The organism is Porphyromonas bobii, assembly GCF_943169685.1.
Taxonomy (GTDB): Bacteria; Bacteroidota; Bacteroidia; order Bacteroidales; family Porphyromonadaceae; genus Porphyromonas; species Porphyromonas pasteri.
The window spans coordinates 104,448-124,029 of record NZ_CALPBU010000007.1 but is presented as its reverse complement, the minus strand read 5'-3'; the positions used below and the strand labels follow the sequence as shown (position 1 = coordinate 124,029).

The 19,582-nt window shown below is 56.0% G+C and carries 13 protein-coding genes and 2 rRNA genes; 14 read left to right on the top strand and 1 reads right to left on the bottom strand.

Annotated elements, in window-relative coordinates; genetic code table 11:
• A 23S ribosomal RNA gene (locus tag KO088_RS07745) occupies positions 1–128 on the top strand; the annotation flags it as partial.
• A gap of 82 nt (positions 129–210) precedes the next feature.
• Positions 211–320: ribosomal RNA gene (rrf, locus tag KO088_RS07740) — 5S ribosomal RNA — on the top strand.
• A 690-nt stretch (positions 321–1,010) separates the two neighbouring features.
• Here rrf and KO088_RS07735 read toward each other — a convergent pair.
• On the bottom strand, positions 1,011–1,556 hold the full coding sequence (locus KO088_RS07735; RefSeq protein ID WP_215494263.1) for a DUF1697 domain-containing protein: 546 nt from the start codon (positions 1,554–1,556) through the stop codon (positions 1,011–1,013).
• A 266-nt stretch (positions 1,557–1,822) separates the two neighbouring features.
• Between KO088_RS07735 and KO088_RS07730 the strand changes: the two genes are divergently transcribed.
• The 12 genes from KO088_RS07730 (at position 1,823) to KO088_RS07675 (ending at position 19,562) form a co-directional block, all read left to right on the top strand.
• A complete protein-coding gene (locus tag KO088_RS07730) occupies positions 1,823–4,189 on the top strand; it encodes a TonB-dependent siderophore receptor (protein WP_215494262.1) in 2,367 nt (788 codons plus the stop codon).
• Positions 4,190–5,010: 821 nt separating this feature from the next.
• Positions 5,011–5,457, top strand: a complete 447-nt coding sequence (locus KO088_RS07725) for a hypothetical protein (protein ID WP_215494261.1) — start codon at positions 5,011–5,013, stop codon at positions 5,455–5,457.
• A 252-nt stretch (positions 5,458–5,709) separates the two neighbouring features.
• Positions 5,710–9,138, top strand: a complete 3,429-nt coding sequence (gene ileS, locus KO088_RS07720) for an isoleucine--tRNA ligase (RefSeq protein ID WP_215494260.1) — start codon at positions 5,710–5,712, stop codon at positions 9,136–9,138.
• A 57-nt stretch (positions 9,139–9,195) separates the two neighbouring features.
• A complete protein-coding gene (locus tag KO088_RS07715) occupies positions 9,196–9,579 on the top strand; it encodes a TraR/DksA family transcriptional regulator (RefSeq protein WP_060935719.1) in 384 nt (127 codons plus the stop codon).
• Between the two features lie 15 nt (positions 9,580–9,594).
• Positions 9,595–10,263 carry a lipoprotein signal peptidase gene (locus KO088_RS07710; protein WP_215494259.1) on the top strand — a complete coding sequence of 223 codons (669 nt, stop codon included), beginning with the start codon at positions 9,595–9,597 and terminating at the stop codon, positions 10,261–10,263.
• Positions 10,264–10,280: 17 nt separating this feature from the next.
• Entirely contained in the window at positions 10,281–11,156 is an 876-nt protein-coding gene (locus tag KO088_RS07705) for a DUF4296 domain-containing protein (protein ID WP_215494258.1), read from the top strand.
• A gap of 9 nt (positions 11,157–11,165) precedes the next feature.
• Positions 11,166–11,456, top strand: coding sequence for a hypothetical protein (locus tag KO088_RS07700; protein ID WP_215494257.1), 291 nt, complete (start codon positions 11,166–11,168; stop codon positions 11,454–11,456).
• A 41-nt stretch (positions 11,457–11,497) separates the two neighbouring features.
• On the top strand, positions 11,498–13,021 hold the full coding sequence (gltX, locus tag KO088_RS07695) for a glutamate--tRNA ligase (RefSeq protein ID WP_215494256.1): 1,524 nt from the start codon (positions 11,498–11,500) through the stop codon (positions 13,019–13,021).
• 18 nt (positions 13,022–13,039) lie between these two features.
• Positions 13,040–14,278 (top strand): 3-deoxy-D-manno-octulosonic acid transferase, encoded by a 1,239-nt coding sequence (locus tag KO088_RS07690; RefSeq protein WP_215494255.1) that lies wholly within the window; start codon positions 13,040–13,042, stop codon positions 14,276–14,278.
• A 208-nt stretch (positions 14,279–14,486) separates the two neighbouring features.
• Positions 14,487–14,753 carry a hypothetical protein gene (locus KO088_RS07685; protein WP_188808523.1) on the top strand — a complete coding sequence of 89 codons (267 nt, stop codon included), beginning with the start codon at positions 14,487–14,489 and terminating at the stop codon, positions 14,751–14,753.
• Positions 14,754–14,755: 2 nt separating this feature from the next.
• Positions 14,756–15,031: a Txe/YoeB family addiction module toxin gene (locus KO088_RS07680; protein ID WP_215494254.1), complete on the top strand. Its 276-nt coding sequence runs from the start codon at positions 14,756–14,758 to the stop codon at positions 15,029–15,031.
• A 1,177-nt stretch (positions 15,032–16,208) separates the two neighbouring features.
• Positions 16,209–19,562, top strand: a complete 3,354-nt coding sequence (locus tag KO088_RS07675) for a SusC/RagA family TonB-linked outer membrane protein (RefSeq protein WP_251419890.1) — start codon at positions 16,209–16,211, stop codon at positions 19,560–19,562.
• The last annotated feature ends 20 nt before the right edge of the window (positions 19,563–19,582 follow it).

The window sequence follows — 19,582 nt, the reverse complement described above, 5'->3', positions numbered from 1 at the left end:
TACGAAGCTTGCCTCAAGATTAGATCTCATTATAAGGGTGGTTATAGACGATGACCTTGATAGGCTACAGGTGTAAAGGCGGTGACGTCATAGCCGAGTAGTACTAATTGCCCGAAAGTTTTTGCCAAGAGGTTGTATACCGACTTAGCGATACGTGAGTGAGTATCGAGCGTTTTTATCAAGTCAATGATTGTCTAAATACAGAGATATTTAGGTGGTTATAACGTTGGGGTTCCACCTCTTCCCATTCCGAACAGAGAAGTTAAGCCCAATCGTGCCGATGGTACTGCGTTTTGTGGGAGAGTAGGTAGCCGCCATTTTAAGGAGAGTGGGTGTGATTACGCAAGTGATCACACCCACTTCGTTTTATGCAAGGTGATGATGATGCAGTGAGCTTGCTGCTTGCTACCATTCCATTTACTGCTATTCAGCTTGCTATGCCGTAGCAAGGTGTGATGCAGCGAGGGATGAGGCACCAAGCTATGCAGTCGCATACTACAGATAGATCTATGGGGTAGGGGGGGGATGGAGCCGATGCGGCTTCGTCACCCTATTGTCGTTTATACGCCTGTCGGATAAAGACCCCTGCCCTCGATGCTTCGCCTTAGCTTCTTGCCTTTATCTGTCTCCTCCCTTTCCCTTTTCCTTTTCCTTTTCCTTTGCTGAGGACATACCACTATAATTCTCAGAAACGAACTAGTAGTGGTCAGCGTTCGGACCAGTAGTGGTTACTCTATGTTACCACTACTGCTTCGTGTCGAGACCAGTAGTGGTTGCTTCGGCGACCAGTACTGCTTCGTTTGGGAGGTATGGGCTCTGGTCTTGCGCTCTCATCTACGCTATCGCGTGAGCCTGTCGTCGGGAGGGAAGAGCCATCCTCTCGGTAGGATGTGATAGTCCGACCATTATATATAATGCAGCACGCGCCCGATGGAAGTCCCATAGGGCGCGTGCTGCGTGTGTTTTTATTGAAGGAGGACGGGAGAGATGCCGAGGGGGCAGCTTGCTGGCTATTCGCCTCGGGAGAGGGAGAGGAGGCGACGGATGGTATTGAGGTTGCGTGTGGTGCAGGTCACACCGAGGTAGCGCTCCAGAGCATTGTTGGTGAGACGGGTATTCTTATAGCTCTTGGGGGCGTATATGTAGGCACAGCGCTCGGTGAGATGCAGGGCTGCTTCTTCGCCCCAAGTCTTCTCGGCGAGCGCTTGTAGGCGGTCGGCTGTGGGACACGCCATAGTCATGGTGAAGAAGATGCGGCTGGGATCAAGGTCATCTGCGAAGGGTAGGCTGTCTACCCACGCCTGCAGCTCTTCGGGTAGGAAGACAAGTGCCGTGAGGTCTGCACCGATGCGCTCCTTGATGAGGTCATGGATGCGCTGGCTAAGTAGTTCTTTGGGAAGGTCGCTAAGTAGAAGGATATTCCCACTCTGGATGTAGGTGCGTACACGTTCGAAGCCCATCTCTTCGAGGTGCTGGCGTAGGACAGCCATCTTGGGGATGCTATTCTTTCCGCTGGGCATGACGCCACGGAGAAGTATGATTTGCTCTTGCTTCATTGAAAGGGTAAAGGGCGTTGGAATGAACCTTGCCGAGCGCAAAGGTAGTGCTTTTGAGAAGCGTGGAGTGTGCTTGTAGAGGCCAGAGTGTAGCGTCTTTTGAGGCTTCATCTGGTGGATATCTTTCGGGAAATTGGTATAAAAGGGCTACCTTTGCAGCGGAAATGCTCGGGAGGTGCTAAGCCTACGGCTCGCCTTCACCCGAGCAGACCAAGACCGATAACTATTTTACATCAACCCTTAAATTAGATTTTGACGATTCATTTATGAAGACTCTTACCGTCTCGCTCCTGAGCGCGCTGTGCCTTGCGGCACCTGCGTGGGCAGGACAGGGCACGCCTGCCGACTCCGTTCGTCATCTTCAAGGTGTCGAAGTGACAGCACGCCTACGACAGGAGCAAGGGATCAACCCGCTGGGTGTCCCTGCCAAGAAGCTCCCTCTTACGATTAGTTCGCTCGCGGACTCCACCCTCTCCCTCCGCGCTATCACGCAGGTCAAGGACGCTCTGCGCTTCGTGCCTGCCGTGCAGATGAAGTCCAGCTTTGGCGCTTTCCGTGAGATCTCTGTCCGTGGCTTCTACAACACGGTCTACATGGTTGACGGAGTTCGTGACGAACGCTCTACGCTGAACTCCTATCCCTTAGGTGACCTCTACAATGTCGATCAGATCGAGGTGCTCAAGGGCCCTGCTTCGGTGCTCTATGGCTATGCTGCTACGGGTGGCGTCGTGAACGTCACGCGTCGCGTCCCTACGGAGAAGTTTATCCTCGGTGCTCACGTCCGTGGTGGCTCACTGGGCTACTTCGACCTGGGTGCGAATGTCGGGGGGAAGATCACTGATGGTCTGCACTTCTACGCTGGTGGCTTCCTCTCTGGAGGCAAGCAGTGGCGCTCTACGAATGACAAGAACCGCTCGCTCTTCGCGTCTCTCAGCTATACGAAGGGGATTCACAACCTCATCCTGCGCCTCGAAGGTCGTAATGACTTCTACGGCACCGATGCGGGTCTTGCCCCTGTTATGGAGGACGATATGTATCGCGTGAGCGATGATAAGCTCTACCTCAAGAAGGGTGAATTGCTTCCAGGTCTCAAGCGCGAATGGCGCTACAACGATGCCTCGGACTTCATGTACAACCGCGCCTACAATGGTAGCCTCAAGTACACGCTCTCGCTCCCCTCGGGCTGGAAGCTCTCTGACTATGTCTCGTATGCTTACGATGATATCGATTACTTCAGCACGGAAGAGCTGAGCTATCCTACGAGCTCTACGGCTGGTGCTAAGTACGGCTACTATACGAAGGATGAAGCAGGGAATAAGACGTACTACGATCTGAATCACGTCCAGTTCACCTTCCCCCTGCGCTTCGAGCACATCGCTAAGACGCTGCAGAATACCGTCGATCTGACGGGTAGCTTCTTCCTTGGCTCTGTGAAGAATAACCTGCGCTTCGCTTATAGCACGACCTACATGCAGCGTACCACTTATACGGGGTATAATGGGACGGACGTCCAGGGTGGAGGCCGTACCTTCGATAGCGATGGGGAAACGCTCACTTTCTCGGAGAACACGACCTATAACCCCAGCTTCAATGGGCACATAAAGACGACACTCTCTAAGGCTTCGCCTCAGCACACGTGGGTACACGGCTTTGCGCTCTCTAATGTCTTTGAGTTCTCTGAGAAGATCAAGGCTATGGCTGCGATCCGCTATGATCACTACAGCTACCGTCATACCCCAGATCTTGCGATCAAGGATGGTAAGCATAGCTATGATGATATCGCTCGTGATAAGTATAACAAGAGTTCGGACGACGCTATCAGCTATCGCCTCGGTCTCGTCTACCAGCCCACGGAGGCGCTCTCCTTCTATACGTCGCTGGGTAGCTTCTATATCCCCGACAAGACGACTACGCTGGATACGAATCGTCAGCGCTTCTACGATAAGGATGGTAAGCTGATCACGGGTCGCCGTGGTGGTGCTTACTTCGATCCTCAGTCGGGCTACCAGTTCGAGGTCGGCACTCGCTACACGCTCTCTGATGTGCTCCAGCTCAATCTCTCCGCTTATCATATCCGTCGCAATAACGAGCTTGAGCATACTGTGGTGACCGAACAAGAGGGCGGTAAGCCCAAGCACTATAGCATTAAAGCGCAGGTTGGTGCTACCGAAGGAAGTGGCTTCGAAACGGATCTGACCTATCGCCCCGTGGCTGGTCTTGAGCTGGTCGCTGGCTATAGCTATACGGATATCCACGTAGCCGATGCCAAGGAAACAGCGGTGACTAAGCTATTGAACCTGCATAATGGTACGCCGATGAGCTGGGTACCCCGCAAGCAGTTCTTTACCTATGGGAACTATGACTTCCAGCGTGGTACGCTCCGCAACCTCTCGCTGAACTATAGCCTGAGTTACCGCGATGCTATGTACTACAACGTAACGCAGTCGCTGAGCTTCCCTGCTTACACGCAGCTTGACCTCGGTGCTTCTTATCGTCTGCCCGCTGGCTTCGGCATCGCTGTACAGGTGCGCAATGTCCTCAATGCAAAGAACTACACCTCGGAGTTGAATGGTACGCAGCTCTTCCCCAACGAGCCTACCAATGCGCTGGTGACGCTGAGCTACAAGCTGTAAGCGTAGCCTCAAAGCAAATACCCTACGGGATAGCCCCCGCTCACAGACGAAGTGACGTCTGTGGGCGGGGGCTTCTCTTTGTCTTTGGGGTAGGGGAAAGAAGGGCTTGTATGTAAGGTGGTACGGACTGCTCAGTGGGAGCGTGGTGTGAAGCAATAGTTGTTTGAGACTGTCGCTGCGAGTCCTGTACTCTATTTAGAGTGCTAAGGCATCGCACGCCCAGCTCCCCGATATGCCTCTCCGAAGTGATCGGGCACGCCCTTCGCCTTATCGCGCGTATTCCTCTTATCCAGCGGAGGGAAAAGTGTCCTTCTCGCGAAGAAAAAAGCGCCTTCCCGTAGTGGTATTCTTCTATCTACGCACGTAGTCTTAAAGACCAGGCACGTCAATCCAACTATCCACGTACGTAGATATTAGAGCCACGTACGTAGTCCAAACTTATCTACCACTCGTTCGCAACTTTTCTCCCTACGCGGAGTAACAAACTAATAGAGGTCACTTCACAAAGCTATATAGTTTTCTTCGCCATCCTATATAGCTCTATATACCTATTCACTATTGCTTGATACCACCGACCACTATGGGTACGTAGCGCCCCCCTCAAGTTTGTTGCTCCGCTTGTCCTGCGTCCTCGTCTAACGACCCTCTTGTCCGATTGATTTAATTGCTACCTTTGCTCCGAAGGTTGTCTTCACTTGAGAGAGGGCGCGCAATCGGCCTCTACTCTTATCGGTATCTCTGTGTGCCTATTCTCTCTATGTGATACCAGCCTTCATCAGATCAGCAAATCAAATACATAACCTACATAACTTAATGGAACTATGAACCGAAGAATACTCAGCTTCTGTGGGCTCCTATTGGGGCTACTTTTCCTCGCCAGCAGTTGTAAGAATAAGAAGGACACGCCTCGACTCCAACTCTCATCAGTAGAGCTTCGTCAGACGGTCTGGAATGGGACTTTGGAATATAAGAACCCCAAGCGTGACTCCTATTCTGTTTACCTGAACTTCCTCTCGGACTCAGAAGTGGAGGTTAGTGGTTACGATTTGAAAGATCCTACGTACTCCCGTGACCTGCAGGTTCGCTATTACTATACGATAACGGATCGCATCCTCACACTAAAGGCTCAGGTTAATCGTGAACTTCGTCCCCCGATGGATCAAAACACATGGTATCTGATCCGCAAGGAGCCGTCTCTATTGGTCTTCCAAGCAAATGCAGGGAATCCAGATCTTGAAGCCACGCTGACCCTTCGTAAAAAGCTTTAGGCCTTCCGACAACTACGCATTATAAACCAGCGCCCCCACGTAGCGTGTGTCTAAGGACACACTACGTGGGGGCGCTCTCTTTTACGTTACTTCTATAGAGAGGTGAGAGGTGCAGGGAGATCGGATGGTACGCATAGGATCTGCGTCGATGGAAAGCTGTATCTTTGTATCAATTTTTGAACTACCTTGGGATGGGGTGTAGCCGTACTCGGCTCGTCGCTCCTCCCGACGACGATATAATATAGACGCTGTATGAGCCATAAGTTCCCTGAATACGATAACCTCCAGCTCTCGGGGGTCAATAAGAAGGTGCTGGATCAGTGGCAGGAGGAAGACCTCTTTGCCCGCACGCTTGCCCTGCGCGAAGGCGCGCCCTCGTTCGTCTTCTACGAAGGGCCTCCCTCGGCTAACGGGATGCCTGGTATTCACCACGTCATGGCGCGCTCGATCAAGGATATCTTCTGCCGCTACAAGACGATGAAGGGATTCCGCGTCGACCGCAAGGCCGGCTGGGATACCCATGGTCTGCCCGTAGAGCTCGGGGTCGAGAAGGCTCTCGGCATCACGAAGGAGGATATCGGCAAGAAGATCAGCGTCGACGAATACAATGCTGCTTGTCGCCGTGAGGTGATGAAGTACACGCAGGAGTGGGAGCAGCTCACCCGCCTCATGGGCTACTGGGTGGACATGGATCACCCCTACATCACCTACGACAACCGCTATATCGAGACCCTCTGGTACCTCCTCAGCGAGATCTATAAGAAGGGCCTCCTCTATAAGGGCTACACGATCCAGCCCTATTCGCCTGCTGCAGGTACGGGGCTGAGTACGCATGAGCTGAATCAGCCTGGGTGCTATCGTGATGTGAAGGACACGACGTGCGTCGCACAGTTCCGCATCATCGACCCACGTGCCGAGCTGACGGGCCATGGTGAAGCCGTCTTCCTCGCTTGGACGACGACCCCCTGGACGCTGCCCTCGAATACAGCTCTCTGCGTCGGTCCCGAGATCGACTACGTAGCCGTCCGCTCCTTCAACCCCTATTCGGGTGCGCCTATCACGGCTGTGGTAGCTCGTGCACTCCTGCACACGCTCTTCAGCAAGGAGCACGAAGGTGAAGAGGCACTCGCAGCCTATCAGCCTGGCGACAAGAAGCTCCCCTACGTCATCGTCGGCGAGTGGAAGGGTAAGGAGCTCGTAGGTACGCGCTATGAGCAGCTCCTCCCCTGGATGCGTCCCGATGGGGATGCCTTCCGCGTCATCGCTGGCGACTTCGTCACTACGAGCGATGGTACGGGGATCGTGCATATCGCACCTACCTTCGGTGCGGACGACAACAAGGTGGCTAAGGCCAGCGACATCGCAGGGCTGACCGTCCTCGATCGTGATGGCAATGTGCGCCCCATGGTCGATATGCAGGGTCGTCTCTTCCGTCTGGAGGATATGGATCCCGCCTTCGTCAAGGACTTTGTCAACGTAGACATATATAAGGAGTTCGCAGGACGCTACGTCAAGAACGCCTACGACGACACGCTCACCGATCAGGATGAGACCTTAGATGTGACGATCGCACTTCTGCTGAAGGGCGAGGGTCGTGCCTTCAAGATCGAGAAGCACGTGCACTCCTATCCCCACTGCTGGCGTACGGACAAGCCCGTACTCTACTACCCGCTGGATAGCTGGTTCATCCGCACCACGGCTTGCCGTGAGGAGATGATGCGCCTCAACGATACCATCAACTGGAAGCCCGAGAGCACCGGTACGGGTCGCTTCGGTAAGTGGCTGGAGAACCTCCAGGACTGGAACCTCTCGCGTAGCCGCTACTGGGGGACGCCCCTGCCCATCTGGCGCACCGAGGATGGTCGTGAAGAGATCTGTATCTCCTCCGTCGAAGAGCTCTACCACGCCATCGAGCGCTCGGTAGAAGCTGGCTTCATGACGGCTAACCCCTGGAAGGACTTTACCCCTGGGGTATATACGCAGGAGAACTACGATAAGATCGACCTGCACCGTCCCTATGTCGATGATATCATCTTAGTCTCGCCCTCGGGCAAGCCCATGCGCCGTGAGACGGACCTCATCGACGTGTGGTTTGACTCGGGTGCTATGCCCTTCGCACAGCTCCACTATCCCTTTGAGAATAAGGAACTGCTCGACAGCGGTCGCGCCTTCCCCGCGGACTTCATCGCCGAAGGGGTGGACCAGACACGTGGGTGGTTCTTCACGCTCCACGCTATCGCTACGATGGTACGTGGGACGAATAGCTACAAGGCGGTCATCTCTAACGGGCTCGTGCTCGATAAGAATGGCAACAAGATGAGTAAGCGTCTGGGCAATGCTGTCGATCCCTTCGAGACGATCGAGAAGTACGGCTCTGACCCCCTGCGCTGGTACATGATCAGCAACTCATCGCCTTGGGACAACCTGAAGTTCGATGTCGAGGGTATCGATGAGGTGCGCCGTAAGTTCTTCGCGACGCTGTACAATACGTATCAGTTCTTCGCGCTGTATGCTAACCTCGATGGCTTCGATCCTACCTCTCGTGAGGAGCTCCCTTATGCTGAGCGCCCTGAGATCGACCGCTGGATCCTCTCTACACTCAATAGCCTCATCCTCGAGGTCGATAGCGATCTGGAGGACTACGAGCCTACGCGTGCCGCTCGTGCTATCGGTGACTTCGTCTCCGAGCAGCTGAGCAACTGGTACGTGCGCCTCTCTCGCCGCCGCTTCTGGGCTGGTGAGATGACCACGGACAAGCTCTCCGCCTACCAGACGCTCTACCGCTGTCTGGTCACGGTGGCTCGCCTCATGGCGCCCATCGCTCCCTTCTACGCTGATCAGCTCTACCGTGACCTCACCAGCAAGGGCACCAGTGCTACGGAGCACTCAGTGCATCTGGCAGACTTCCCCACCGCTTGCCGTGAGGAGATCAACGAGAGCCTGGAGCGCAGCATGCACCTGGCGCAGAGCATCTGCTCGATGGTGCTGGCCCTGCGTCGTAAGGTCAATATCAAGGTGCGTCAGCCCCTGCAGCGTCTGATGATCCCCATCGTCAACGAGGCCGACCATCAGGCTATCCTGCCCGTCGTGCCCCTCATCCTCAGTGAGGTGAACCTCAAGGAGCTGCAGTTCGTCACCGACGGCGAAGGAGTGCTCGTCAAGCGTATCAAGCCCGACTTCAAGAAGCTCGGCCCACGCTATGGCAAGATCATGAAGGCTATCGCTGCTGTGGTGGCTGAGTTCACGCAAGACGAGATCGCTACGATCGAGCGCACGGGCCAGATCGACTTCACGGTCGAAGGGGCTCCTGTGACGATCCTCCGCGACGACGTCGATATCTATTCAGAGGATATCCCTGGCTGGCTCGTGGCCAACGAAGGCACGCTGACCATCGCTCTGGATATCACCGTGACCGATGAGCTGCGCCTCGAGGGTACGGCTCGTGAGCTGATCAATCGCATTCAGAACCTGCGTAAGCAGAGCGGCTTCGAGGTCAGTGACAAGGTACGCATCCTCCTGCCCGAGGACGAAGAGCTCCACCGTGTGCTCAGCGTCTACTCGGCTTATATCGCTAAGGAGGTGCAGGCAGTCTCCATCGAGGAGCAGACGGGCTTCACACCCACGCTGGAGCTCGATCTGGACGAACGTATGATCCCCATCTATATAGAGAAGGCAAACTAACACACGGGCAGGGCGGGTGTACTCTTCCGCCCTGCCTACAATTCAGATAACTATACAATGAGTGACCAGAAGACTTCCTACACAGACGAGGAGCTCCAGGAGTTCCGTGAGCTTATCATGCAGAAGCTCGAGCAAGCTATCCGCGATTACGATCTCCTGCGTGAGAGTGCCGTCGACTATCAGAGCAATGATGTAGCCGACACACAGCCCACCTTCAAGGCAGTCCATGAGGGCGCTGCTTCCCTCTCCAAGGGTGAAGCAGGTCGCATGGCTGAGCGTCTGCTGAAGTTCATCCACAATCTCCAGGCAGCCCTGCGCCGTATCGAGAATAAGACCTACGGCATCTGCCGCCAGACCGGTAAGCTCATCCCCAAGGAGCGTCTGCGCGCTGTGCCTCATGCTACGCTCTCTATCGAGGCGAAGCTCCAAGAGAAGAAGTAAGCCCCCACGCGACTGATGACAAGAAGCTCCAAGACGACCCTCTGGACGACGGCGTTTATCGTCCTCCTACTCGTCATTGACCAGGCCTCGAAGATCTGGGTCAAGACCTCAATGGTCGAGGGGGAGATGCACGAGATCACCTCGTGGTTCAAGATCTACTTCGTCGAGAACGAAGGGATGGCCTACGGGATCACGCTCGGTAGTAAGCTCCTTCTGACGCTCTTCCGCATACTGGCGATGGGTGCAGGGGTGTACTATCTGGTGCGTCTGCTGCGCCTACGCCGCTTCTCACTCGGCTTCTGCCTGACGCTGGGTCTCGTCATCGCTGGTGGACTTGGGAACGTCATCGACTGCCTCTTCTACGGGGAGATCTTCTCCACGAGCCGCGGGGCTGTGGCACAGCTCGTCCCCTGGGGCAAAGGCTACGGCACCTTCCTGCATGGCAAGGTGGTCGATATGCTGTACTTCCCCATCATCCAGACGACCTACCCCTCGTGGAGTCCTATCCATGCCGGTGAGCAGTTCGTCTTCTTCAGCCCGATATTCAACTTCGCTGATGCCTGCATCTCTGTAGGTGTGGCGCTCCTGCTCCTCTGCTATCGCCGCACGTTCTCCACGGCGCTGGATACCCTCTTCCCTTCACGGGATAAGGATACGTCTACGGAGACGGATACGGAGGAATAGCTTAGTCGTCTTGCCCTATGTCGTCTCGCTTCACCCTTCCCCATCGCAGCCTACTGAAGGCTCTCTTGCTGGCGCTTCTCCTTGTCGGGGGGAGTGCCTGCGGTGGCTCTAAGGGGAAGTGGAAGCAGATCGACCTCAAGACGGTCAAGGAACTCCTGCCTGAGATGCTCACGGCAGAGGCTTCCTTCAACCAGCGAGGCCTCGAGGACAGCCTGCGTATCGTGGGCTTCCAAGCCATCCTCAGCCGCTATGGCTATACGCTGGCCGACTGGGATAGCTCGCTCGTCTGGTACGGACGCCATCAGATCGTCGAGTATCAGAAGCTCTATGAGCACGCTGCTCTGGTGCTGGAGTCCCGTCAAGCGACGCTGCAGGTACGTGTCGATAGCCTTGACCGCATCGAGCGACGTCGCAGCCTGTGGGCGGCGCACGATATTGACTCGGTGAACCTCCTACGCGATAGTGCCAGCCGCTACCTCGCAGGGAGCTACGTCGAGCGCTCCTTCGCCCTCGAGCCCAGCGTCAGCTATACGGGCGGTACGGAGCTCCGCTTCATCGTCCGTGTAAGCGGGGCATCTCCCTCAGCGCTTCAGCTCCAGCTCCGTCTGCAGTATGCGGACTCTACGCAGCAAGCCGAGACCCTTCCCTCCCTACATCCTGGCCTCAACCAAGTCGCCATCACCATACCCAGTGGTAAGATGATGCGTGCGGCTTATGGGCTGCTGCGTGGTCGCCTCCCCAAGAGCAAGAGCCCGCTCTTCGTCGTCGATAGCTTCAGCCTTGTCCGCTATACGGGTGCGGCCCCCGAGCCTACACCCACTCCAGCCGACGAGCCTCAGGCTGAAGAGCCCGCTACGGAGCTCTCCGATGGCGACGGCATTACGGCGCTCTAACCACTCCCCATGTCCCGATCTCCCCGTCCTCGCTATGCCAGTCACCACCTGCGCCTCGGGCGCTGGGTCGCTCACTCGGTCCTCATCGAGGAGCACTCGCCAGGGAGCTTCATCTTAGCTCCCTTCGTCGGCGAAGGGGAGCGCACGATATTCCTTTCAGGTACCATACATCTCATTTCCCCCACCTGCCCCTTGAGTGAAGGGGCACCTCTCGAGGCCGAGAGCCTCACCCTCCTACAGCAGGAACTCGACAGCCACACGGGCTGGACGCTCCAGCTCCCATCCGACGATGGGCGGTAGTCACATCAGCATCCACACAACAAGCATATCACCATAGCACTATGTCACACGAATCAGTACGCGTTCGCTTTGCTCCCAGCCCTACGGGAGCGCTACATATCGGCGGTGTCCGCACAGCTCTCTATAACTATCTCTTCGCGAAGGCTCACGGCGGTGAGCTCCTTCTACGTATCGAGGATACAGATAGCCAGCGCTTCGTCCCTGGGGCGGAGGCTTATATCATCGAGGCCCTCGAGTGGCTCGGTATCCGCTTCGACGAAGGCGTGAGCTATGGTGGGGACTGCGGCCCCTATCGTCAGAGCGAGCGCCGCGATATCTACCGCAAGTACGTCCAGCAGCTCCTTGATGCGGGTAAGGCTTATATCGCCTTCGACACGCCTGAGGAACTGGAGGAGAAGCGTAAGACGGTAGCGAACTTCCAGTACGACGCTACGACCCGTACCTCGATGCGCAATTCGCTTGTCCTGCCACGTGAGGAGGTCGATGCTCTCATCGCAGGCGGTGCGCAGTATGTCGTCCGCTTCCTCGTCACGCCCGATGTAGAGGTCGAGGTCGACGATATGATCCGTGGGCGCGTGACCTTCAATAGCTCTGTCCTCGATGACAAGGTCCTCTACAAGAGTGCTGACGACCTGCCTACCTACCATCTGGCGAACATCGTCGACGACCATCTGATGCGTATCACCCACGTCATCCGTGGTGAAGAGTGGCTGCCCAGCGCACCGCTGCACGTGCTTCTCTACGAAGCCTTCGGCTGGCGCGACACGATGCCCCGCTTTGCTCACCTGGCACTCCTCCTCAAGCCCGAGGGCAACGGTAAGCTCAGCAAGCGTGACGGCGATCGCCTTGGCTTCCCTGTCTTCCCCCTACGCTGGGTCGATCCCAAGACGGGTGAGGTGTCCTCGGGCTACCGCGAGAGCGGTTACCTGCCCGAAGCTGTCGTGAACTTCGTCGCACTCCTCGGCTGGAACCCCGGTAATGATCACGAGGAAGTCATGAGCATGGAAGAGCTGATCCGCTACTTCCGTATCGAGAAGTGCAGCAAGGCTGGTGCTAAGTTCGACTACGAGAAGGGCAAGTGGTTCAACCATCATTATATCCAGACCTCTAGCAATGAGCGTCTGGCTGCCCTCCTGCGCCCCAGCCTCGAGGCTGCAGGTATCACCTTCGACGCAGACTATGTAGCTCGCGCCATCGCCCTGACGAAGGAGCGTGCTCAGACGCTCCCCGAGCTTGAGGAGCAGATCGCTTACTTCTTCACCGCCCCCACGGCTTACGATGAGAAGACCGTGAAGAAGCGCTGGAAGGAAGACAGCGCAGCCCAGCTCACGGAGCTCGCTGCACTCCTCGCCACCCAGCCTGAAGACCTCCCCAGCGAAGCGACCGAAGAGGTCGTCAAGGCTTGGATCGAGGAGAAGGGCTATGGCCTCGGTGCGGTGATGAACTGCTTCCGTCTGGCACTCGTCGGTGCTGCTAAGGGTCCCCACCTCTTTGATATCACCGCACTGCTCGGCCGTGGAGAGACCCTCCAGCGTCTGCAGCGTGCTATCGAGGTCCTGGGCTAAGCGGGTCGTACCCACTGCATGAATCCTCTATATAGCTTCGCTGGCATAGCAGCCTCGGCGCTGCTGCATCTGGTGGCCCCCTTCCATCGGAAGGCTCGTCTCATCATCGAGGGGCGTCGGGAGACTCCTCAGCGTCTCAAGGGCCTCACTGCGGATCGTCCCGTGGTATGGTTCCACGCCTCATCGCTGGGAGAGTTCGAGCAAGGCCGTCCGCTTATGGAGGCGTGGCGCAAGGCACATCCCGAGTATCAGATCCTGCTCTCCTTCTTCAGCCCCTCGGGCTATGAGGTGCGTCGGGACTATGCTGGGGCAGATGTCGTGGTCTACTTGCCTTCGGATCGCTCCTCATCGGTGCGCCGCTTCCTTGATCTGGCGCATCCTGCGGTAGCTGTCTTCATCAAGTACGACTTCTGGCCTACGATGCTCAGCGAGCTGGCTACGCGCTCTATCCCTACCTACCTCGTCTCGGCGATCTTCCGCCTCGACCAGCTCTTCTTCCGTAGCTACGGAGGCTGGTACCTGCGTCTGCTGCACCTCTTCCGCCGTCTCTACGTGCAGGATGAGGCTTCGCGCACGCTCCTTCTGGAGCACGGTGTCGAGTCGGTCAAGGTCACAGGGGATACGCGCTTCGACCGTGTCGAGGAGATCGCCCGTGCAGCGAAGGATATCCCTGCGGTAGCGGAGCTGGCTAGTGGCCGTCGTCTCTTGGTCGTCGGTAGCTCGTGGCCCGAGGACGAAGCTATCCTCCTGCCTTACTTCAATGAGGAGGCTCCCGAGGACTTCGCCTTGGTCTTGGCACCGCATGAGATCCACGAGGAGCACCTAAGAGCTATCGAGTCGGGGCTCAAGCGTCCATCCATTCGCCTCTCCGAGTATGACGAAGCGAAGGGTCTGCCTGAGGGCACGGCCTGCATCATCATCGACTGCTTCGGCCTGCTCTCCTCGGTCTACCGCTACGGCACGTGGGCTTATGTAGGCGGTGGCTTCGGCAAGAGCGTGCACAATACGCTCGAGGCTGCGGTATATGGTATCCCCGTCTTCTTCGGCCCAGAGATCCACAAGCACCGTGAGGTGCGTGAGCTGGTCAAGCGCTCTTCGGGCTTCATCTTGCACGATCGGGCGGAGCTCTCGCAGCTTCTCCAGCGCTTCTCTTCGGAGGAAGAGTGCAAGGCCCTTGAGGCACGTACCCGTGCTTACTTCAGCGAGGAGTGCGGTGCTACGGCAGCTATCCTCGGCGATATCCTCCCCAGCGAATAAGCCCTATACATATATATAAGTAGCGCCCCCGAAGGTCATCCTTCGGGGGCGCTGCTTTTTGGTGGAGAGAAGAGAAGCTAACTGCTGGGGAGATTTGTCGAGGCAGAAGGGTGGCCTTCTTGGTTTGCATCTCTTACGAAGATTCTGATGCGAGAGAAGTGTGTACCTTTGTACTACTCATATAGATGATAACGAAGTAACTATGGCTATGACAACGATAACAGCAGAGGCATTTGCAAAGAATGTGGAGCGCTACCTCAAGGAGGCACTCCAGCGGGGGCTTCGTATCGTTACCTCTGAGGGGCAGATGCTCCATATAGGGCAGGCCGAAGCGCTGACTGAAAACGGCTTGACTCCTCATGAAGAAGAGATGCTACAGCGAAGCATCGAGGCTGGAGAAGAGGATTTGCGTGCGGGGCGCTATACGTCCGTCCGTACACCCGAGGAACTGCAGGCTTTCTTGGATGCCCTTTAGCGATGTACGAAGTCCTCTATACGGACAAGGCGACGGAGGGCATCCGACGGCTCAAGCGACACGAACCCCAGGCGTATAAGAAGCTCTTGGATCTGCTGGTAGAGCTGCAGGAGCATCCTCTGACGGGGACGGGGCAGGTCGAGCCTCTCAAAGGAAACTTAGCTGGCTACTGGAGTCGGCGCATCAGCAGGCGTCATCGCCTAATCTACCGTGTAGAGGAAGTCTGTATACAGGTCATCGTGGTCAATACGTATGACCACGATTATAGTGGAGAGTAGCTACTCTCTCGACTCTATAGTAAGGGGTATCCCGTCATCGGGATACCCCTTTGTTTTTGCTACTCGCTCGGAGGGGTGAATGCAACCAGTAGAGACTGTTGCGGCAGAGTCCTGTCCTCTATTTAGAGTGCTAAGGCGTCGCGCACCCAGCTCCCCGATATGCCTCTCCGAAGAGATACGCAAGTCCTTCGCCTTATCGCGAGTATTCCTCTTATCCAGCCGAGGGAAAAGTGTCCTTCTCGTGAAGAAAAAAGCGTCTTCCCGTAGTGGTATTCTTCTATCTATGTACGTAGTCTTAAAGACCAGGCACGTAAATCCAAATATCCACGTACGGAGATATTAGAGCCACGTGCGTAGTCCAAACTTATCTGCTACTCGTCCACAACTTTTATCCCTACGCGGAGCAACAGTCTCCAGTAGTGGTCACTCATCCGACCACTACTGGTTCGCTCACCGACCACTACTGGTCCAGCGTCGAACCAGTAGTGGTTGCTACTGCAAACCTATAGTGGTTCACCCACCGACCACTATAGGTTACTTTCCCAGCCTCGTATTGCTCTGTGCTACAGCCCCTCAGAAAAGCCTCTCTGAGGAGGTGAAGAATGACCCCGAAGGAGGGGCAAATACGGTATGAAATACAAGGGTATTTGTGCTTTCCTTTACCTCTTCGTGGAGTGCTTAGGTGGGAGCCTGTGCCACAGAATCGTGGGGAAATGTGGCAATCTGTAGGGGTTGGGGTAGGGTAGAGCGTCTAAATATGGTGTGAGTGCTATCCTTTTGTCATAGCTATGAAAGGCAATTATTTTAGGAAATATTAGCGCGAGGGAATTTCGGTATTTTCGGCAGCTCACCTAGCGTGAATTTTATTTAGCCCGAGCTTTTGGAGTGTATAAGGGAAATCCATACATTTGACAACGATAGAGCACGCCAATCGAAGGTGTAGCGCCGCGAGCCCAATGTACCATGGAGTGGTCCCGCAGTATGAGCTACCCTTGACCTCTACTCTGTCACCGGACACCATCACGATTAAACGATACTGTATGAAGAGATAGCTACACGATACTATGGGAGGAATGCATCCCTCAGCTGATCCGAGCACCCAGCTCTGTGCCTTGCCTTCGCCCACATCGCCATGCATACACGCTAATCACTTACACAAACAAACTACACACTGCTTATGAACAATCAAAGAGTACTTCGATTGGGCATGGGCTGGATCCGATTAGGACTATTGATGATAGGCCTGGTCATTGGCTTAGGGGGCGACCTCTTAGCCCAGGGTACAGCTCAGACCATCCGAGGCAAGGTCCTCGACGAAAGCGGAGATCCCCTACCTATGGCCTCCGTCTTAGTCGTTGGGACGAAGGTGGGTGTCACGACCAACACCAAGGGTGACTTCACCATCAAGCTCCCTGCTGGCAAGAACCAGCTCCTCATTCGCTTCGTGAGCTACAAGAGCCAGACCGTCACGGCTAAGGACGGCATGGTCATCAAGCTCCAGCCCGAAGCCACCACCCTCGACAATATCGTCGTCACGGGTATGGTCGCCACCGACAAGCGCCTCTTCACGGGTGCGAGCGACAAGCTCAAGGCCGACAAGGTGAAGATGGCAGGTATGGCTGACATCAGCCGCGGTCTCGAAGGGAAGTCTGCAGGGGTCTCCGTGCAGAACCTCTCGGGGACCTTCGGTACAGCACCTAAGATCCGCGTGCGTGGGGCGACCTCGATCATGGGTTCGTCCAAGCCCCTCTGGGTCGTCGACGGGGTCATCCAGGAGGATGTCGTAGACGTCGGCGCTGATGACCTCAGCTCGGGAGACGCTACGACACTCCTCAGCTCGGCTATCGCAGGCCTCAATGCCGACGATATCGAGAGCTTCCAGATCCTCAAGGACGGCTCGGCAACGTCCATCTACGGGGCAAAGGCTATGGCAGGGGTCATCGTCATCACGACGAAGAAGGGTCGCTCGGGTAGCAGCTCCTTCTCCTATACGGGGGAGTTCACCTCGCGCTTTGTGCCCAGCTACCGCGACTACAATATCATGAACTCGCAGGACCAGATGGAGGTCTACAACGAGATGGAGCGTAAGGGCTGGCTGAACTTTGCCCGCGTCTACAACTACAGCTCCTCGGGTATCTACGGGAAGATGTACCATCTGACGCACGACTACGACCCCACGACGGGGGTCTTCGGGCTGGAGAACACGCCCGAGGCTCGTGCTAACTACCTCCGCGATGCAGAGATGCGCAATACCAACTGGTTCGGCGAACTCTTCTCTCCCTCCCTCATTCAGAATCACTCACTGAGCTTCTCAGGGGGGACGAAGAACCTCCAGACCTATGTATCCGTCTCGGCTATGCTCGACCCAGGATGGATGCGTGCCAGCAACGTACGCCGCTACACGGGGAACCTCAACGCTACCTATACCTTCTCACCCAAGCTCTCAGTATCTGCCCTGATCAACCTCTCCTCACGCATGCAGCGTGCTCCAGGTACGGTCACTCAGGATGCTAACGCCACTACTGGTGAGGTGTCACGTGGCTTCGACATCAACCCCTTCTCCTACGCGCTCAATACGAGCCGCACGCTCGACCCCAATGAGTTCTACACCCGTGACTACGCTCCCTTCAATATCAAGCACGAGCTCGACAACAACTATATCGACCTCGGTGTGAAGGATGTCAAGCTCCAGCTCGAGCTGAAGTGGAAGCCCATCAAGGGGCTGACTCTCGCTCTGCTCGGTGCCTACAAGGACTCGGGTACGACGATGGAGAGCATCGTCACGGAGTATGCCAACCGCGCACTCGCTTTCCGCGCTATGCAGGACGCTACCGTACGCAATGGCAACCAGTACCTCTGGAAGGATCAGGACAAGCCCAACTCACTGCCTGAGACCATCCTCCCTGCAGGGGGCTTCTACAATACGCAGACGCGCACCATGGAGAGCTATGACTTCCGTGCCTCTGCTACGTACAATACGACGCTCAACAACGACCACATCATCAATACCTACCTCGGCTCCGAAGTCAACTCACAGGACCGCGTCTCGCGCTGGATGGACGGCTGGGGTATGCAGTACGACAGTGGTCTGACGCCCTTCTGGGACTACCGCGCCTTCAAGCGTCTCACGGAGAAGAACTGGGATTACTACGGCCTGTCGAAGAGCTTCGGCCGCTCGGTCGCCTTCTTCGCCAACGCCACCTACTCCTACAAGGGCCGCTATACGATCACGGGTACGACCCGCTACGAAGGGACGAATAGACTCGGTCGCACGCGTAAGGCTCGCTGGCTCCCCACCTGGAATATCTCTGGTGCATGGAATGCCCACAGCGAAGACTTCTTCGAGAAGCAGCACCTCCTCTCACACCTGACGCTCAAGGGCTCATACTCCCTCGTAGGGGTTGCCCCCAGCTGGGTCACCAACTCCCGCGCCATCATCTATAGCCGCGCGGCCTGGAGACCCTCGGCAGGACAGTCGGAGAACCGTAACTACATCGGTAGCTTCGAGAACGAAGACCTCACCTATGAGAAGAAGCATGAGCTGAACTTCGGTGTCGATATGGGCCTGCTGAAGAACCGCCTCAACATCGCTGCTGACATCTACTGGCGTAACAACTTCGACCTCATCGGTGCTGCCTATACGATCGGGGGGACTCGCTGGGGCAACGTCGCTTCGATGAAGAGCCACGGCTTCGAGCTCTCCGTCTCGACGAAGAATATCCAGTCGAAGGACTTTAGCTGGACGACGGACTTCATCTTCGGCTCGACCTTCAATAAGGTCACTGAGCTCGATACGAAGCGCAATATGTTCAACTTCCTCACCGGTAACGGCTTCGCTCGTCAGGGCTATCCCGTACGTTCGCTCTTCTCGATCCCCTTCACGGGACTTGATGATGAGGGCTTCCCCACCTTCATGGTCAATGGGAAGGAAGTCACGCGTCGCAACTATCGTGATATCAACTTCCAGCAGGTCGATGATCTGGACTTCCTCAAGTATGAGGGTTCGTCAGAGCCTACCTACAATGGTAGCTTCGGGAATATCTTCACGTTCAAGAACTTCAAGCTGAACGTCTTCATCACCTACTCGGGTGGTAACAAGCTCCGCCTGGATCCTTCCTTCTATGCTGCCTATTCCGACCTCTGGGCTACGCCTAAGGAATACCGCAATCGCTGGACGACCCTCGGAGATGAGCGTAAGACGGATATCCCTGTCATCGCCTCGGTGCGCGACCACTACAGCTACTCCAACCTCGGTACGGGCTATGCAGCCTACAACTACTCTACGGCTCGTGTCGCTGATGGTAGCTTCGTCCGCCTCAAGGAGGTCTCACTGACCTATACGCTGCCTACGCCACTCGTCAAGCGCCTGGGCTTCCTCAAGAGTGCTTCCTTCAAGGTGCAGGCCACGAACCTCGCTCTGCTGTACGCCGATAAGAAGCTCTATGGCCAAGACCCTGAGTTCTTCCGCTCGGGTGGGGTAGCTACCCCGCTGCCTAAGCAGGTCACGGCTACGGTGCACATTGGCTTCTAATCATGCAATAGGATCATGTT

Excerpts from the sequence above, each read along its gene's own strand:
- KO088_RS07680 (WP_215494254.1), top strand. The coding sequence starts at position 14,756 with ATGTACGAAGTCCTCTATACGGACAAGGCGACGGAGGGCATCCGACGG.
- KO088_RS07730 (WP_215494262.1), top strand. The coding sequence starts at position 1,823 with ATGAAGACTCTTACCGTCTCGCTCCTGAGCGCGCTGTGCCTTGCGGCA.
- gltX (WP_215494256.1), top strand. The coding sequence starts at position 11,498 with ATGTCACACGAATCAGTACGCGTTCGCTTTGCTCCCAGCCCTACGGGA.
- KO088_RS07700 (WP_215494257.1), top strand. The coding sequence starts at position 11,166 with ATGTCCCGATCTCCCCGTCCTCGCTATGCCAGTCACCACCTGCGCCTC.
- KO088_RS07715 (WP_060935719.1), top strand. The coding sequence starts at position 9,196 with ATGAGTGACCAGAAGACTTCCTACACAGACGAGGAGCTCCAGGAGTTC.
- KO088_RS07725 (WP_215494261.1), top strand. The coding sequence starts at position 5,011 with ATGAACCGAAGAATACTCAGCTTCTGTGGGCTCCTATTGGGGCTACTT.
- KO088_RS07690 (WP_215494255.1), top strand. The coding sequence starts at position 13,040 with ATGAATCCTCTATATAGCTTCGCTGGCATAGCAGCCTCGGCGCTGCTG.
- ileS (WP_215494260.1), top strand. The coding sequence starts at position 5,710 with ATGAGCCATAAGTTCCCTGAATACGATAACCTCCAGCTCTCGGGGGTC.
- KO088_RS07735 (WP_215494263.1), bottom strand. The coding sequence starts at position 1,556 with ATGAAGCAAGAGCAAATCATACTTCTCCGTGGCGTCATGCCCAGCGGA.
- KO088_RS07685 (WP_188808523.1), top strand. The coding sequence starts at position 14,487 with ATGACAACGATAACAGCAGAGGCATTTGCAAAGAATGTGGAGCGCTAC.
- KO088_RS07705 (WP_215494258.1), top strand. The coding sequence starts at position 10,281 with ATGTCGTCTCGCTTCACCCTTCCCCATCGCAGCCTACTGAAGGCTCTC.
- KO088_RS07710 (WP_215494259.1), top strand. The coding sequence starts at position 9,595 with ATGACAAGAAGCTCCAAGACGACCCTCTGGACGACGGCGTTTATCGTC.
- KO088_RS07675 (WP_251419890.1), top strand. The coding sequence starts at position 16,209 with ATGAACAATCAAAGAGTACTTCGATTGGGCATGGGCTGGATCCGATTA.